Source organism: Paenibacillus sp. FSL M7-1046 (genome assembly GCF_038007405.1).
GTDB lineage: Bacteria > Bacillota > Bacilli > Paenibacillales > Paenibacillaceae > Paenibacillus_AQ.
In genome coordinates, this window is record NZ_JBBOXB010000001.1 from 828,234 (window position 1) to 844,465 (window position 16,232).

Annotated in this window: 11 protein-coding genes and 2 pseudogenes; 7 read left to right on the forward strand and 6 right to left on the reverse strand. The window is 52.3% G+C overall.

The genetic code is table 11. The features are described from left to right. The first annotated feature begins 107 nt into the window (after positions 1–107). Positions 108–836 carry a response regulator transcription factor gene (locus tag NYE29_RS03450; RefSeq protein ID WP_340894390.1) on the forward strand — a complete coding sequence of 243 codons (729 nt, stop codon included), beginning with the start codon at positions 108–110 and terminating at the stop codon, positions 834–836. Next, a complete protein-coding gene (locus tag NYE29_RS03455) occupies positions 833–1,885 on the forward strand; it encodes a sensor histidine kinase (RefSeq protein ID WP_340894391.1) in 1,053 nt (350 codons plus the stop codon). Before NYE29_RS03450 ends, NYE29_RS03455 begins: the two co-directional genes overlap by 4 nt. A gap of 100 nt (positions 1,886–1,985) precedes the next feature. Here NYE29_RS03455 and NYE29_RS03460 read toward each other — a convergent pair whose 3' ends face one another. Both NYE29_RS03460 and NYE29_RS03465 read right to left on the reverse strand, forming a co-directional pair. After that, a complete protein-coding gene (locus tag NYE29_RS03460; RefSeq protein ID WP_340894392.1) occupies positions 1,986–2,624 on the reverse strand; it encodes an HIT family protein in 639 nt (212 codons plus the stop codon). A gap of 470 nt (positions 2,625–3,094) precedes the next feature. After that, a complete protein-coding gene (locus tag NYE29_RS03465; RefSeq protein ID WP_340894394.1) occupies positions 3,095–5,074 on the reverse strand; it encodes a translation factor GTPase family protein in 1,980 nt (659 codons plus the stop codon). Positions 5,075–5,311: 237 nt separating this feature from the next. Here NYE29_RS03465 and NYE29_RS03470 point away from each other — a divergent pair. The 4 genes and pseudogenes from NYE29_RS03470 to NYE29_RS03485 all read left to right on the forward strand — a co-directional run. Next, positions 5,312–5,616, forward strand: a pseudogene (locus NYE29_RS03470) (SDR family oxidoreductase); the annotation flags it as partial. An 82-nt stretch (positions 5,617–5,698) separates the two neighbouring features. Then, complete coding sequence (locus NYE29_RS03475) at positions 5,699–6,670, forward strand: S-layer homology domain-containing protein (RefSeq protein ID WP_340894396.1); 972 nt, start codon at positions 5,699–5,701, stop codon at positions 6,668–6,670. A 577-nt stretch (positions 6,671–7,247) separates the two neighbouring features. After that, positions 7,248–10,823 carry a M14 family metallopeptidase gene (locus NYE29_RS03480; RefSeq protein WP_340894398.1) on the forward strand — a complete coding sequence of 1,192 codons (3,576 nt, stop codon included), beginning with the start codon at positions 7,248–7,250 and terminating at the stop codon, positions 10,821–10,823. Between the two features lie 145 nt (positions 10,824–10,968). After that, a pseudogene (locus tag NYE29_RS03485) lies at positions 10,969–11,089 on the forward strand (hypothetical protein); the annotation flags it as partial. A gap of 118 nt (positions 11,090–11,207) precedes the next feature. Here the strand turns inward: NYE29_RS03485 and NYE29_RS03490 are convergent. Both NYE29_RS03490 and NYE29_RS03495 read right to left on the reverse strand, forming a co-directional pair. After that, positions 11,208–11,933 carry a hypothetical protein gene (locus tag NYE29_RS03490; protein WP_340894399.1) on the reverse strand — a complete coding sequence of 242 codons (726 nt, stop codon included), beginning with the start codon at positions 11,931–11,933 and terminating at the stop codon, positions 11,208–11,210. Between the two features lie 129 nt (positions 11,934–12,062). Beyond that, positions 12,063–12,383 (reverse strand): carboxymuconolactone decarboxylase family protein, encoded by a 321-nt coding sequence (locus NYE29_RS03495; protein ID WP_340894400.1) that lies wholly within the window; start codon positions 12,381–12,383, stop codon positions 12,063–12,065. Positions 12,384–12,616: 233 nt separating this feature from the next. Between NYE29_RS03495 and NYE29_RS03500 the strand changes: the two genes are divergently transcribed. Further along, entirely contained in the window at positions 12,617–13,645 is a 1,029-nt protein-coding gene (locus NYE29_RS03500) for a CdaR family transcriptional regulator (protein ID WP_340894401.1), read from the forward strand. An 89-nt stretch (positions 13,646–13,734) separates the two neighbouring features. Here the strand turns inward: NYE29_RS03500 and NYE29_RS03505 are convergent, their stop codons facing one another. Together NYE29_RS03505 and NYE29_RS03510 are read right to left on the reverse strand one after the other, a co-directional pair. Continuing rightward, positions 13,735–14,877 carry a glycerate kinase family protein gene (locus NYE29_RS03505; protein WP_340894403.1) on the reverse strand — a complete coding sequence of 381 codons (1,143 nt, stop codon included), beginning with the start codon at positions 14,875–14,877 and terminating at the stop codon, positions 13,735–13,737. A 21-nt stretch (positions 14,878–14,898) separates the two neighbouring features. Then, on the reverse strand, positions 14,899–16,194 hold the full coding sequence (locus NYE29_RS03510; protein WP_038586967.1) for a GntP family permease: 1,296 nt from the start codon (positions 16,192–16,194) through the stop codon (positions 14,899–14,901). Positions 16,195–16,232 lie beyond the last annotated feature (38 nt).

Consider the following 16,232-nt stretch of genomic DNA (forward strand, 5'->3'; position numbering starts at 1 on the left):
GTCCTGAATCTTCCCTCAATCTTAAATTCATCTTAAGATCATAAAATACGCTTCAAAAAATGATAGACTGATGAAAATAGGACAACTTGAGAGGAGCGGAGTAGCAGATGAGCAGAACTGTTTTGCTGGCGGATGATGACCCGGATATTCTGGAATTACTGAGGCTGTTTCTGGAGCGGGAGAACCTGAAGGTGCTGGAGGCACTGAATGGCATCGAGGCATGGAGTTTTATACGGGAGCAGCGGGTTGATCTGGCTGTAATTGATATTATGATGCCTGAGCTTGACGGTATTCAGCTGCTGAAGCTGCTCCGGACGGATTACAAAATTCCGGTTATTATTATTTCCGCCAAAAATGAGGACAGTGATAAAATTCTGGGACTGCAGCTGGGTGCGGATGATTTCATTGCGAAGCCCTTCAATCCGCTGGAGGTTATGGCCCGCATTCAGGCGATGCTGAGACGGACCTATGAATTTAACGAACCTACCGGCCAGGAGGACCCTGAGCCACCGGCTCCGCAGGAACGCACAGTCATCGGGCAGCTAGAGCTGGATCACCTGGATTGTGTCCTGTACAAAGAGGGCCAAGACATTCCGCTGACGGCGATCGAATACAAGCTGCTTACCACCTTCATGGACTCCCCGGGCCGGGTATGGACCAAAAAACAGCTATTCGAACAGGCCTGGTCTGACCCTTATTATGAAGATGCCAACACCATTATGGTACATATCTCCCGGCTGAGAGAGAAGATCGAGGACAACGCCAGACAGCCGGTGTATATCCGGACCATCCGGGGACTGGGCTACAAGTTCGCCAGGAAGGATGAATTCCGGTGAAGAAAAACACGCTTTTGTCCAGGCTGGTCAAATCCTATATCTTGTTCGCATGTACACTGGCTGTAGTCGGCATAACCTTTCTGATTATGGCTATTGATGTGGAGCAGGAAACCATTACGGTCTCCGTACAGTGGCTGCTGCTCCTGCTTGTATTATTTGGCCTAAACGTCTTAATCTACAGTGTTTGGACAGCGCGGCGGATCACCAGACCTCTGGAGCAGATTGCCGGAGCCATCCGGGAGATGCGGCTGCGTAAATTTCATAAGCGGCTGGATATTCAAACTGGCGATAGCGATGAATTCGCCCAGGTGCAGATGTACTTCAATGACCTGGCTGAGTCGCTGCAGCGGACAGAAGCCGAAAACCGCAGGCTGCAGCTAAGTAAGCAGCGGATGCTTGTCGATCTATCGCATGACCTCAAGACCCCGATTACTACTATTCAAGGCTACGCCAAAGCGCTGCAGCTAGGAATGGCGGACAATGAGGAGAAAAGAGAGCAGTACTTGCAGCTTATCTATAACAAATCCCAGCTTGTCACCTCGCTCATCGACGATATTTTCCATTTGTCGAAGCTGGACAGTCCCGACTTTCCTGTATCCGTCGAGCCCGGTGATATCGCCGAGCTGCTAAGGGAAGCCGCGGCGGATTATTATCAGCAGTTCGAGGACAAGCAGTTTATGCTGCATGTTGAAATCCCGTCCCGTGAAGTGCTGGTATCTTACGATACCAATCTGATGCGGCGGGCCATCGCCAATCTTTTATCGAATGCGCTGCGCTACAATCCCCCCGGCACAGAGGTTACGCTCCGGCTTGAGCAGTCGGAGGATGTCGTGCGGCTAGCTGTAATAGACAATGGCGTAGGCATTTCCGATGAATTGAAGGCTGTGATTTTCGACCCTTTTGTACGGGGCGACGCTTCGAGAAAACGGGACGGGGGCAGCGGGCTGGGACTGTCGATTGCCAAGCAGATGATGGTGCGGCAGGGCGGCGAGTTGAACCTGGACAACCGCCCAGGCCGGACTACGTTTGAGCTGGTGCTGTACCGCTAAACAAGGTCCCGGATCAAGGACAGGGGATCGGTGAAAAGCCCCCGGCTTCATCCTCCTGCCAGCCTGCGGATAAGATTATCCTTGCGGCCTCCGCCGGTGTTCACTCTTTTGGAGGCTCCCCAGGCGCTGATAACAACTCTGATGCAGTTGCTGATGCCGACTCTGGTGCTGTTGCTGGCTCTGGTAGTGCTGCTGACTCTGGTAGTGTTGCTGGCTCTGGTAGTGCTGCTGACTCTGGAACTGTTGCTGGCTCTGGTAGTGCTGCCGACTCTGGAGCTGTTGCTGGCTCTGGTAGTGTTTCCGACTTTGGTGTTGTTGCTGACTCTGGTGCTTCCGATGCTCTGACCAGTTTTTCCTTGACCTCATTTAAGGGTCTTCCGCTCAGAAAGTCCTCCTTCGGTTCGGACCAGGCAAATCCGTCTCCCTCATACCGGGGGATCACATGCATGTGATAATGTCCCAGGTCATTAAACACTCCGCCGTTCTGGCAAATTGTAATTCCATCCGGCCGGAAGGCGCGCTTAAGCAGCTGTGACATGGTGACTGAGACATGCATAATGTGCGTTGAGGTAGCTTCATCCATCTCTTCAACATCCAGATAATGCTCCTTAGGCATAATCAGCAAATGTCCGTCATTAAACGGGGCGATGTCCAGCACACAGGCCACATACTGATCTTCATAAACAATTTGCACCCCCGGCTCCAGCCGGTTAGCGATTCTGCATCCCAGGCATTCCATACCGATTCTCCATTCTATCCATTCTACTAGGTTACTGCATCCCCCATGTGACATCCCTGCGCACCGCCATGCATCATGCGATCATCAATAATCTACTGTATTTTCTACAACAGAAATGCCTACCATTACCTGAGATTCGCGTTCTGCTGCAGTTTGTGCAGTAGAAATCAGCGGAACCCCCTTATTATTGGAAAATTGAGAAATTCAACTGCAGGAAGTGCAGCAGATTGCCATTTCCAGCTCAAAAATCAGCCATCTGCTGCATCTTTTACAATAGAATCCATTCAGCCCCAGCCTTTCGAACTTCTAGCTTTAGCCCATCCAGCGCTTTGCCCGCTGGAAGGCGTACTCACTCGCATACGGCCGGCATAATCCTCCGCCCCGTTCTCCTTCATCCAGCTTCACTCCAACCAAGCCTCACTCCACCTAGCCTCACTCCACCTAGCCTCACTCCACTAGCCTCATCCGTTTCATCCTTGCAGCGCCTTGCGCACGCTGAGGATATATTTGGATTGGTCGAGCGGGTTCACGCCCCGGCGAATACGCTCGGCGGTGACGTCAGGCGGGCATTCCTCGTAGCCGGCAAAAAAAGACGTGAACGTGCTGCGCCCCTTCGTGTAGGAGCTCAGGGTCACCGGGTAATCGAGCGATGTCGCCAGCGGCAGCCGGCCCTCGATGATCATCCGCTCGCCCTGCAGCACCGGCGGCTCGAAGGTGCCCCGCATCTGCACGAGGTCGTTCATTACACGGCCGCCGTTCTCCTCCGGCACGACAATGCGTACCTGGAGAATCGGCTCCAGCAGCGTGGTGCCGATTCGGTTCAGCCCGTCCATAATGCCCATCGGCGTAGCTACGGCAAAATCCAGCGGATGGGTATGCCACACATGATGGTTCCCCTCCACCAGCGTCACCTTCAGGTCGGTCACCTCCCAGCCGTAGAGGCCTTGCTGCAGCGCCTCCGGCACCCGGCGGGCTGTCTCGTTCTGGTACTGCGGGAGCAGATCCGAACTGCGCACCAGCGATTCATACACCAGACCGCTGCCCGGTGGCCCCGGCTCAATGAGGAAGCGCAGAATCGCCCAGCACGGCTTCGGCATCGTATAGGCGATGAAGCCTTCACCCGCGCGGCTTGGCGTCTCTTTGTAAATCACCGACGGCTGGCCGAAGGTGACCTTCAGGCCGTAACGGCTCTCCATTACGCTGTCCAGTACCTCCAGCTGGATCGGGCCCATGACCTTGATATGCAGCTCCCGCTCCTCCTGCAGCCACTGGGCATCCAGCAGCGGATCTTCGTCCGCCAGCTCCTGGAGCGCGCCGATCACCTTGTGGTCATCGAATTCCGCTCCCCAGAAGACACGAACAGTCAGCAGCGGCACAGCCAGCTTCGCTTCCTGCGGAATGGCATCCGGCCGGCCCAGCACATCGCCGATCCGCACGCCGGAGAGCCCGTATACTACGGCGATATCCCCGGCCTCGAGCGCCCCGACATCCTCCGTCCGTCCACCCTCCACCTTGCGGATCTGCGTCACTTTGCCCTCTACATTCTGTGAGTAGTTCTTTACCGTATCACGGTTACGTATCGTTCCATCATACAGCCTGACAAAGGCCATCCGGCCCATGCTTTTATCGCGCTGAATGTTGTACACGATGCCGGACACCGGCTGCTCCGCATCCCCTCCAGCCCGGGGAAAATAATCGATCATCGCGTCCAGCAGCTCCGTAATGCCAAGGCCTTTGGCCGCGACGCCGTAGACAAGCGGGAACATCCGCCCCGAAGCCGCTTCCGCCTGCAGATGTTTTTTCCATACCGCAAGATCAGAGGCACCGCCTGACATGTAGAGCTCCAGCAGCCGTTCATCTCTTTCGGCCAGCGCCTCCAGCAGCTCCGTCCGTGCCGCCGCATCTGCACCTGCCTGCCATAAATCTGAGGCACCCGTGTATTCCTGCTCTTTACCGGCTGGCTGCTGGACCGGAATAATATCGCCGGACAGGTAGGTGCGTGCCTGGGCCAGCACAGCCCCCGGATCAGCGCCGACGCGGTCCATTTTGTTCACAAAAATCAAGGTCGGAATCCCCAGCTTACGCAGCGCATTCCAGATCATCTCGCTCTGAGCCTGCACACCTTCCACCGCCGAGAGGATCAGCACCGCGCAGTCCATCACGCGCAGACTCCGCTCCACCTCGGACAGAAAATCGACGTGGCCCGGAGTATCCACCAGATTAACCTGCACCCCTTTCCAGGCAAATGAAGCCAGCGCCGCCCGCACCGATATTCCCCGTTGCCGCTCGACCTCCATCGAATCTGTCATAGCCGTCCCGCTATCCACACTGCCGAGCGCACGAATCCGCCCGCTTTCATATAAAATATGCTCCGTCGTGGTCGTCTTTCCCGCATCGACATGGGCAAAGATCCCGACATTAATCCGCTCCATTCCCTGCTGCTGAATCATCTATGTTCTCCTGTCATGGTCTGAAAGTAGTAAATATAGCGCTATCATCCTTAAGTGTACTGCGAAATGGCTCTTTTGTTCAATTGCAAGAGACATAGCGGTATGAGTTGCTTACAGCGCTGGGGAAGGGACCAGAAGCATCGCTGCGCCTTCCGGCATCCCCGCTTCCAGACTGGTTCATCCCCAATGAGAGGGGTATGTAGTTACTGACAGAGCAACTTTTAGGAGGAATTTATTAAGGCAGGCCAGGTCGCTTTTATGAAAATGGCTGCGCTGGAGCTGGCGCAATACGCCATTCGCGTAAATGCTGTCTGCCCGGGATCAATTGATACCAATATTGGGGATAATACGTACAAAAGCGATGCAATTGAGGAAGTGAAAATCCCCGTGGAGTTTCAGGACGGCAGTCATCCGCTGGAGCAAGCTCCCGGCAAGCCGGAGCAGGTAGCCAATCTGGTGCTGTTCCTTGCTCGGACGAGTCCTTTCACGTCACGGGGATGGAAATATTTGTGGATGGTGCCGAGTCGCTGCTCCGCAGATAAATTCTTAAATTACATTTATTTTGAGCCACCCTGCAACATTTTGCGGCATTCTGCCATCTAAGGGAATAAGAGGTGAGGCACAATGAAGAAGAATCAATCATTCCAGATGAACGCTAAAAAACTAACCATAGCGTGCAGCATTCTGGCGGCAAGCTTGTCTTTGGGAACATCGGCATTTGCATTTTCCGATTTGAAAGGCCATTCCGCCGAATCCAAAATCAATACTTTGCATAAGGACGGGATTATCAACGGAGTAACCAGCGACAAGTTCGCACCGAAATCAAAGGTAACCTTCGCCCAGGGCATTCAGTTTATCGTAAGCGGACTGCAGCTGTCCCCGCAAACCGCTGGTAAAGCTAGTGATTACTTTGACAAAGTAAAGGACAAAGCCTGGTATGCTTCCGCATTTGTAGCCGCCAAGCAGAACGGCCTGTCCTTGGACAAAACCGTTGATCCGAACAGCACGATGACACGCGCCCAGTTCGCTCATTTGCTGACCCAGGCTTTGCAGAGCAAGGGCAACTTCCCGGTAACGATGATGTTTGCTGATATTTCCGATGGCAGCAAGCTGTCCACGGCGGAAATGAACAGCCTGCAGATTCTGGTTAATACACATATCGTTACCCTGGAGAAGAACAACACGTTCCGCCCATCAGAAGCCGTTACCCGCGGGGAAGCAGCGGTATGGCTCTTCGATGCAGTTAAATTCGCCAAGGAAGTCATTGAGCCGGATGGCGGAACAACAGCTCCTTCTTATAATTATGACACGGCAGTGAAGCTGGAAAAAGCCGCTGACGGAGTAAACAAAGTTACAGTGACCGTCAGCAACCTGCCGCATCCGGGCTATGGCCTAAGCATCGACCGGATCGAATTTGGCAAAAACAAGACAGCCGTCATCTATTACAGCGTAACCCAGCCGGATCCCGGCAAAAGTTACGCGCAGGTGATCTCGGCAGCTTCCGTAGTCACCTACTTGCCGGAAGGCTATACGGCGACAGCCCAGCCTGTAACCGGCACTGCCGGTTCCTCAGTATCCTCCAGCAGCGTTCAATAATTTGCCGCTGCTGAACAAGTGGAAACGGCTTCGCCGTCCTCAACAGGACGGTATCCGTTTCAGCGAGAAATAGAAGGATAATTTATAGCGTGAAGCATATAAATGCTTATTTTCTAGCCAGCGGTTATTTATCCGCTGGCTTTTCTTTTCTCACCTACAGAATCTACCCTCCCACATCATACGCAGTCATCGTCAATCCATATCTCAGGCTCTTCCTCCCATGGCTCCCGCAGATCCCTTTCATTAAGCTTATCCAGTTCGTTCTCTTTCACTGTCAGACTCATTGATAAACTCCCCTTGAGCGATCCCCGGCAACGTATGACGCAGTCTTTTTTATTTTCTGGAACTAATCTATGAAAAAGCTTCCGCTTTTGAATAAAATACTATATTATATTAAATTAAATGTATATTAAAAATATATTATGTATATTAATTCATCACACGCGATGTGATTATGACATAATCATGGTAGCATTGCCGTGCGAATCTATTGGAGGGATGCATAAACCTGCAGACGCTGGAGTAGTCCGTTTTACTAGAAAGCCTACAAATAGAGAGAACTACTGGGAGGTAAATGATGTCTAAGAAATTATTATCCTTATTAATCGCGTTAACCCTGACGTTGTCCGGAATCCTTCCGGCAGCCTATGCCGGTGAAGTTGCCGCTGAGGCACAGCCTCAGGTTCTAACCGCACCGGTATCCACGGATTCCGGCTTATCATCTACGGTTTCCTCGGAAGTCTATCAAACTTCTGTTCCTTCAGTATCGACAGCAGTCTACCAAGCCTCAATGACCGAGGCCAGAACACTGCCGATAACATTGACCCTTCCCGATGGTCTGACAGCAGACCAAATCACCTGGAAGTTTGGCAGAACGGCGGAAGAGATGAAGCCGCTAACACAGTGGAAAAAATGGAACAACGTTTCTAACGTTAGAGCATATACGGGTGATCCGTTCGTAAAAGTAAGCTATGAGACTGTCTCACCTTCTACGGTAACCGCTCTGGTATACTTCGATATGCCATTCGGCTCCAACCTGTCACTTAGCGGCATCCGGGCCGAGTATGTGAAGCTTGCGGGTGTATACAACCTGACGGCGACCGCTCCTGACGATGATGTGCTGGTGCAGCAGCAAGTGAAGCTGAACCCGTATGATACCTATCATACATATGATGAGATCAAACCGGCGATTGATACCATTACTGCCGACAGCAACAATAAATATGGCCGTTATGTGGAATATCAGCAGATCGGAACGTCCACACAAGGACGGGCGATCCACTTCTCCATCGTAGCCAAGGACAAAGCGTCCGTAGACCAATATTTGAATGAAACACTGCCGCTGATGAACAATGATCCTGCTGCATTGCAGGAGATGATCAAAAACGGCCAGTTGCAGGACTATAAAGTGCCCATCTGGCTGAACAACATCCATGCGGATGAAGCCAATGGCGTAGACGTTATTATTAAGTTTTTGGATACGCTGATGACCGAGAAAATCGTAAACTATGATACGACCAATGCTGACGGCACTGTCGTCCCGGTTACACTGGACATTGACAAGGCGCTGGACAATGTGATTTTCCTGCTCGACTATGTGGAGAATCCGGATGGGCGGGTTTTGAACACACGTGCGACTTCAACGCTGCTTGACCCGAACCGCGACAACTCCTACCAGACCCAACCGGAGACTCAGGCTGTTACAGCACAAATCGCCAAGTGGACCCCGCTGAGCTTCCTGGATATGCACGGGTTCGTGAGCGGCTTCCTGATCGAGCCATGCACACCACCGCATGATCCGAACGTCGAATACGATCTGGTCATGGACAATTTGATTGAACAGGCCACAGCAATGGGGAATGCCGGGATCGCCAACACCAAATATGAGGAGTACCACATTCCTTACCTGGAAGCTGAGAAATTAAAAAATGACCCGGATTATGCCGATCCTTATGGCAATGCTACCGGATGGGATGATGCTTCACCGGCTTACACTGCTGTCTATGCAATGCACCAAGGTGCCCTTGGACATACCATTGAAGTGCCGGAGCTGAATGAGGATTCCCTGAACGCCTTCTATTATGCAACTCTTGCTGCCACTAACTATGTGCAGGACAACAAAGAGAAGCTGTTCCTGAACCAGCTCGAAATCTTCAAACGCGGCTTGAACAATGAAGACAACAAAGCAGTTGACCCGTATTTGATAAATGCTAAATATGAATCGGTCGGCCGTGAGCGTGAAACGGAAGAAAGTAACTTTTTTCCTGAATATTATGTGCTTCCAGTAGCCAAAGATCTGCAAAAGAACGAGCTGGAAACATACAAAATGGTGAAATACCTGCTTCGTAATGGAGTGAAGGTAGAGCAGACAATTACTCCGGTAAACGTGGATGGCGTCACCTATCCGGCAGGAACCTATGTGGTGAACATGCATCAGGCCAAACGAGGCTATGCCAACCTGGTTCTGTATGACGGACTGGATGTATCCGACTTCGATGCGATGTATTCCGACACCGTACAGAATTTTGCGGACATGCGGGGATTCGACCGGTACATCAGCCGCTTCGCTGGTGCATTCTCCGGCAAGACACAGCAAGTTAGCAGCATCGTCATTCCAACGACAGATCTGAATCAATACCGTTTTGAGCAAAATTACGTCATCCGCAACAGCAACAACGATGCGATCAAAGCGGTTAACGATTTGCTTGCGAACCGAAAAGCAGTAACCCTGCTCTCGAACGATGGACCCGGCTATGAAAAAGGCAGCTTCCTGGTCTCCAGATCAAACCTGAGAACAGTAGCATCCAAATACTTGCTCGACTTAGTGCCATTCAGCACATCAGGTGACAAGACAGGCAAACTGCTCAAGCCAGTGAATGTTGGCATTGCCGCAGCACCTTCCTTTATCGTGGCCGATCTTGGATTTAAGGTAACTTCTGATGCTGCTGCGGCAGACGTCCTCGTCAATACAGGTACAAACCTGATTGCCAGCGGCAAGCCGTTCATCGGATATGGACGTACAATGCTCAACAGCCTTAAATCTCTGAATATCTTACCGGGCCTGGACTACTCCAATCCGGTGAACCAATCGGACAGATCCGCAGCACATGAAGGCTTGTTCAAAGCAACCGTCTCGCAAGACAGCGTAATTACTGCTCCTTATGCAGACAATGAATACCTGTATACCGTATCTGCCGCTTATATCACGGCTGTTCCGGAAGGCGCTGAAGTGCTGGCGAAATACGGAACGGGCGATGATTTCTTCAAAGCCGGCTGGTGGCCGAAAAGCGATTCTGCCAAGGGTCAGGTGCTGGCACTGGATTATCAAACGGACAGCATCCATGTGACCTTGTTCGCGAACGATCTGCTGAACAAATATCATCCGCAGAACCAGTTCAGATTACTGGCGAACGCGATCTATGCCTCCGCTCCGGCAGCTACGGAAGCAGACAGTATGGATAATGGTGCGCTTGAGCCGGTTCCGGCTACACCGGCTTACCCGGATACTAGTGTGCCAGCTCCAACCGCAACGCCAACCGCAACACCGGCTCCAACTGTAGTTCCGGCTACACCACAGCCGACAGCTGCACCAGCTCCGGCGGTCAATTTCACGGATCTCGGTAAAGTAGCCTGGGCAGAAGCTGCTATCAAAGAATTGACGGCTAAAGGCATCATTAACGGTGTAGGCAGCAACTCATTCGCACCGCTCAAAGAAGTGACCCGTGCTGAATTCATCACCATGATCGTCCGCGCCTTTAACCTGCCGCTGGAGAACGTTTCGGCTGACTTCAGTGATGTAGCAATTTCGAATTGGTCTTACAGCTATGTTGCTGCCGGTGTCAACAGTGGTCTGATCAACGGTGTTGGCGGAGGCAAGTTCGAGCCTAACCGCTCCATCACGCGTGAAGAGATGGCGATCATCGCCGCCAACGCACTGACGAAGTTCAAAGGCAAATCGGTTACCGGTGCTGATGCGCTGCTTGCGAACTTCAAAGACAAATCGAGCATTGCTTCCTATGGTAAAGACGCAGTTGCTCTGCTTACCCGGGAAGGCATTGTGAAAGGCATGACAGCCGACACATTTGCGCCAAAAGGTATTGCCAACCGCGCGCAAGCCGCTGTCATTATCAGCAACATCATCAACCTGCAATAGTCCGAAGGGATGATTGCCGTGAATGTGAACAGGGATGCCCCCGGCCGCAATGGCTGAGGGGCATCCCTGTTTGTCGTAGAGTAGTTACGTATCACCGGGTAAATGAGATTACTGTAAGCGAAGTTCCGCGTTCTCCAATTGACGTATTGAAAGCGCCGAAGCCAAGCAGACGCCGCTGCAACGCAAGCACGAAACATTCAGCAAGCAGTTGGGCGTAGCCATTATACTGCTGTCCATTTTGATCTTTGCCATCGGCCGGCCGTGTTTGGCTGTCGGCTCTTTCTTCGATCGTAACCATTGTCCTCTCCGCAATACAGAACAGAGATTCTCCAATGATGGGGAATCTCTGTTCTTCTCTTCTGATGTTGAGTTCATCCAAGGCTTTTATGGCGTCCACTGATCGTGAACGATGCCTACAAGCGCACGATCTTCGCCCATCTTCTCGAAGACCAGCCGCAGGCTGCGCCAGTCCATCCCTTCAACAGAAGGATCGATACCGTCGATATGGTACTCCACGAAGTCGTGAGTTTCCTTCGGATAAACTTCGTTGATATTGTTCACTGTCGTTCCTTGCCCCAATCCCTTATTCAGGGCGATTTCGGCATCACCGGCAAAGTCTGCATCATATACAAACCGCTTAAAGTATTCTGCAAAAGTGAGCTCAATCAGTTCACCTGAACCGGCGAACTCCCGCCACTCATATTTCGTGTTGTCTTTCATTACCCCCTCTAGCTTATCACGGGTAAAGACCAGATCCTTCTTGGGATCGACATATGCATAGGGTGAGAAGCGGACGCCTTTATCCGGGTGCACCCAGGCCGCAAGCGACTCCATATCACTGTTCTTCAGCGCCTTCATCACCGTTGCGGCAGCTTCCAGTGCCGTTGGAGGCATCCCTTCCTCAGGTTCTGCCGTTGCTGTCGGATCAGCCGATTCTTCCGGTGCAGCGCTTGCCTCCGGGCTTGATGTTGGACTGGTTTGAGCTTGTTCCTGTGACTGCTGCGGTACCAATGTGGCCTCCGGTTCTGCTGCTGGTGTCGTGCTGCAGGCTGCAAGGAGCAGCATTGCAGCCACCAGTGCGAACCTTCCAAAAGTTCTTGCCGTGTACATGAATTCCCTCCTTATTCTGCTGTCGTTCTTAATTAGACGCTTCACAACCTGTTAAAGTTGCAAATTAAAGAACCGGCTGCACACCCCTTAAGAGGCATCCAGCCGGTTCATTTGATATAGAATTATGGTCTATTCTTCATCATATGCCGCAAGTGCCGCAGGGAGCGATTGAACCACAGTATTCCCTGCTGCCGGAAGCCCCAGCAGAACAGCACTGATGATTTCTTCTCTGCTGACACCCAGAGCTTTGGCCTGCTTCACGTGAAAAGGAAGTCCGCTCTCAAGTCTGGCCACTGCAAGTACCGCAATGTAAGCCAGCGCTTCCGTTCTGGAATCCAGCTTGCTTGCAGCCCCCAGTCCCTTTACGGCCTGCATCCACGCCTCCTGATGTGCCGGAGCTTCCTTGCTGAACATTTGAAAAGCGTTGCTGATTGAAGATTTGTCATTCATCTCTTTCACCCCATCTTAGTATTTAATGTTAAATTACTCCATCACCTGATCTAAGAGCTATCAGAAATGTCACCAGTGAAACCGCCAGTCTCTTTCCTCAGGCCTCATCCTGTCAGAATAGCACTTCCTGCTTTTATAAATACAGAAGATCATCTATAATTTTGTTCAAATGCACAAGCTATAATCCAAAGACCACAACTGAGCATAACCAGCTTGGCAAAGGAGGAACCCGATTGTTTGAGCTTTCCGAGAAACAGGCACAGGAAATTGTAGATAAAATGATGATGGACATCCCCTATAACATCAACATTATGAACGGGAAAGGGGTCATTATCGGCAGCGGAAAAAAAGAACGGGTCGGCACCATTCACCAGGGGGCAGTCAAAGCACTGTCCACCGGAAAAATGGTCGAGGTCTGGGAGGATGGACGTTATGAAAAAAAGGGCACCAATGAGCCGATTGTTATAGGCGATGCTCCTGTGGGTGTGATTGGAATTTCGGGCAACCCTGATGAAGTCCGTCCCTTTTGCAATATCGTTAGAACGACAGTCTCTCTTCTGATTGAACAAAGAAATACGCTGGAGGATCTCGCCAATGAAGCGAGCCGTAAGAAGGCATTTCTGGAACTGCTGCTGGCCCATGAGGGAGCGTATTCGCAGAAATTACGAAAAGAAGCCGCCGCTTATCACATTGATCTGCTGCTCAAAACAACGGTCCTGTATATCAAGAATTTTACACCGGCAGAGCAGAATGCCAAGATTCTGCTGCTGCAGCCTTCGTTTCGGATCCAAGAGGACATCTGGCTTATGCTGGTCCAGAACCAGCAGGACTGCAATCTGCTGATCCGGCAAATTCTTCATAACCAGCCGCAGGTGCTGCTGGCTTCCGGCAAGCAGGAGGCCAGCATCGCGGAGAGCTACCGGCAGGCGAAGTCGGCCATGGGAATTCTGCTGGCGCTGAAGCCCTCTGCGCAGACCATCCATTTCGGGGAGGCCGAATTTCTGGTGAAGCTGAGCCATGCGGAGCTGACGGACACTCTGAATACCACCATCAAGCTGGAGGATACCGCCGATTTACTGGAGACACTAAGGAGTTTCATCAACCACAACTGCAGTGTCTCGCAAACGTCGGAGGCGCTGAACATTCACCGGAATACACTGCAGTACCGGCTGAAACGGATCGAGAGCCTCACCGGCAAAGACCCGCGGAATCTGCTGCAGCTGTTCGAGCTCACCTACGGATTGCTGGCCTTGTACAAGTAACCTAAACTTCAGAGCTGCTGCCTCTCATCTTCCGGCACCTAACTGCAGACGGCCCCGAAGAATTTCCTCTTCGGGGCCGTCTGCTTTCGTTATTCGCTTAACTTCAGCACTCTCGCAATATTTTCACAGGTCCGTTCGACATTGGCCGGACCGTCGTTTAGCAGCTTTTCCAGTTCAGCCGCTCCCGGAACGATTCCGAAGATGGCATCTATGCCTTCCGCATAGAGTGTCTCAATCCCTTCACCGATGTAGCCGGCTAAGGCAATGACCTTCTTGCCGCCTGCTTTGGCGGTGCGGGCCACTCCGTACGGTGTTTTACCGAATTTGGTCTGGAAGTCAATGCCGCCCTCGCCGGTGAACACAATATCGGCAGCGGCCAGCTTGTGCTTGAGGCCGGTATACTCAATAACGATTTCGATTCCTTTCTGCAGAACTGCCTGTGTAAATATCAGCAGTCCCGCGCCGAGCCCTCCGGCAGCTCCGGCACCCGGCAAGTCGCGGATATCCTTGTCTAGCTGTTTGTTTACGATTTCGGCATAATGGGCAAGATTGTCATCGAGCTGGAGGACCATCTCGGGTGTAGCCCCCTTTTGCGGGCCGAACACCCGGGATGCGCCTTGCTCCCCGCACAGCGGGTTGGTGACGTCACAGGCCACGATCAGCTGAACCTGCTTCAGCCGTTCGTCAAGAGAAGCAATATCAATACTTGCCAGCCGGTCCAGACTGCCGCCGCCGCGCGGAAGCTCATTCCCCGCTTCATCGAGGAATCTGGCCCCGAGCGCCTCGGCCATCCCTGTGCCGCCGTCATTGGTCGCGCTGCCCCCGATGCCGATTATGATATTGCGGATGCCCCGGTCAAGACATTCCCTAATCAGTTCGCCGGTGCCATAGGTGGTGGTGATAAGCGGGTTTCTGTCCGCCTTGTCCACCAGATGAATGCCGCTTGCCGAAGCCATCTCAATGGCCGCCGTACGGCCGTCGCCGAGTATGCCGTACTTCGCTGTAACAGGTTGCCCCAGCGGTCCCATAACCTCTTTGGTATAAATTTTCCCTCCGGAGGCATCGACAAGCGATTGGACCGTTCCTTCCCCTCCATCCGCCATAGGAACATGTATATATTCAGCCTTGGGATATACCTTTCGCAGCCCCTTTTCCATCGCAATGCAGACTTCCTTAGCGCTCATGCTCTCTTTAAAGGAGTCCGGTGCCAGTACAAAGGTTTTCTCTCTCATTTCCTCACCCCATGTTTGATATTAGAATAAAAATCCGTAAATAATCGTCGCCACAAGCGTCATTGTTCCGCCGACAATCGCCTCGTAAGGGACCAGTCCTAACCGCTGCTTGATCGTCATTTTCATACTATCCGCCGTTACATGGAAGTAGTTCCCCTGCGGAAGAGAGTCAATGACAGTAGCTCCGGTATGGACCATTACTGCCGCTGCCAGCGGAGCGGTGCCCATATCGAGAATGGCTTGTCCGAAGGAGCCTGTAGCCAGAATAACACCCGTTGAGGTTGAGGCGGTAGCCGCCGCCATCAGGATACCGGAAATCGGTGCCAGGAAGGTGCCGGATATACCCGAGGCCTGAATCAACTGGACCACCTGGGTCGACAGATCAGAAGCTGCAATCAAACCAGCTATGCCTCCTGCACCGATCAAGATTAGAACGGTTGCCGTCATTTTGTTCAGGCCGGACGAGCTGTACTGCAGGATCTTCTTGCCTTGGCCCATAGCCAGCATGCCGATAATCCCTGCAATCGGCAGGATATATAATGCATCCACCTTGAAGTTGGACAATGCCTCAATTCCGGATAACGAGCCAATCGGATTGATCATCAGCAGAATGACCGCAACAAGCGGTGCAACAATCGCCTGATGAAGCGGCGGATATTTGGAGGTATCGGCGGTGTTGTTCACCGCCTCCTGGTCTGTGACCATAATCCCCTTTTTCTTCAGAAGTGAAGCGACAATAACGGTTACGATCAGACCGCACACTGCCGGAATCAAGCCTGCCAGCATCACGTGGCTCAGGTCCAGATCGAACCCGCGGGCCGCGGCTATCGTATTCGGATTGGGGGAGATAATGTTCCCCGCTTTACCTCCGCCCGACAGGGCAAGCAGCAGCGCCATCTTGGAAATCCCCATCTTATTGCCTACCGACAAAGCAATAGGAGCCACAATCAGCACTGCTACGGGAATGAAGACACCCACTGCGGTAATAATCATCGTTGCCAGGGCCAAGGCCAGAATGGCTTTGCTGCCGCCGAATTTTTTGACAATCGCCTGGGCAATGGTCTCGGCCGCCCCCGATTCCATCATTACCCCTGCCAGGACACCGGCGGCGAGCACACGCAGCACCGTGCCCATTACACTTTGCGTACCGCTTACAAGAACAGTTACCGTCTGCTCCAGATTGGCGCCGCCGATTAGCGAGCCTGCAATGGCCCCCAGAAACAGCGCATATACGGGATTCAGTTTTCTTAATATCAGAATAATAGCAATTGCCAACCCCGCCAAGGCGCCATACCAGCCAATCATTAATCCTTCCATTGTTATGCCTCCCATTGCTCTTGTTGAACACGCTTTCA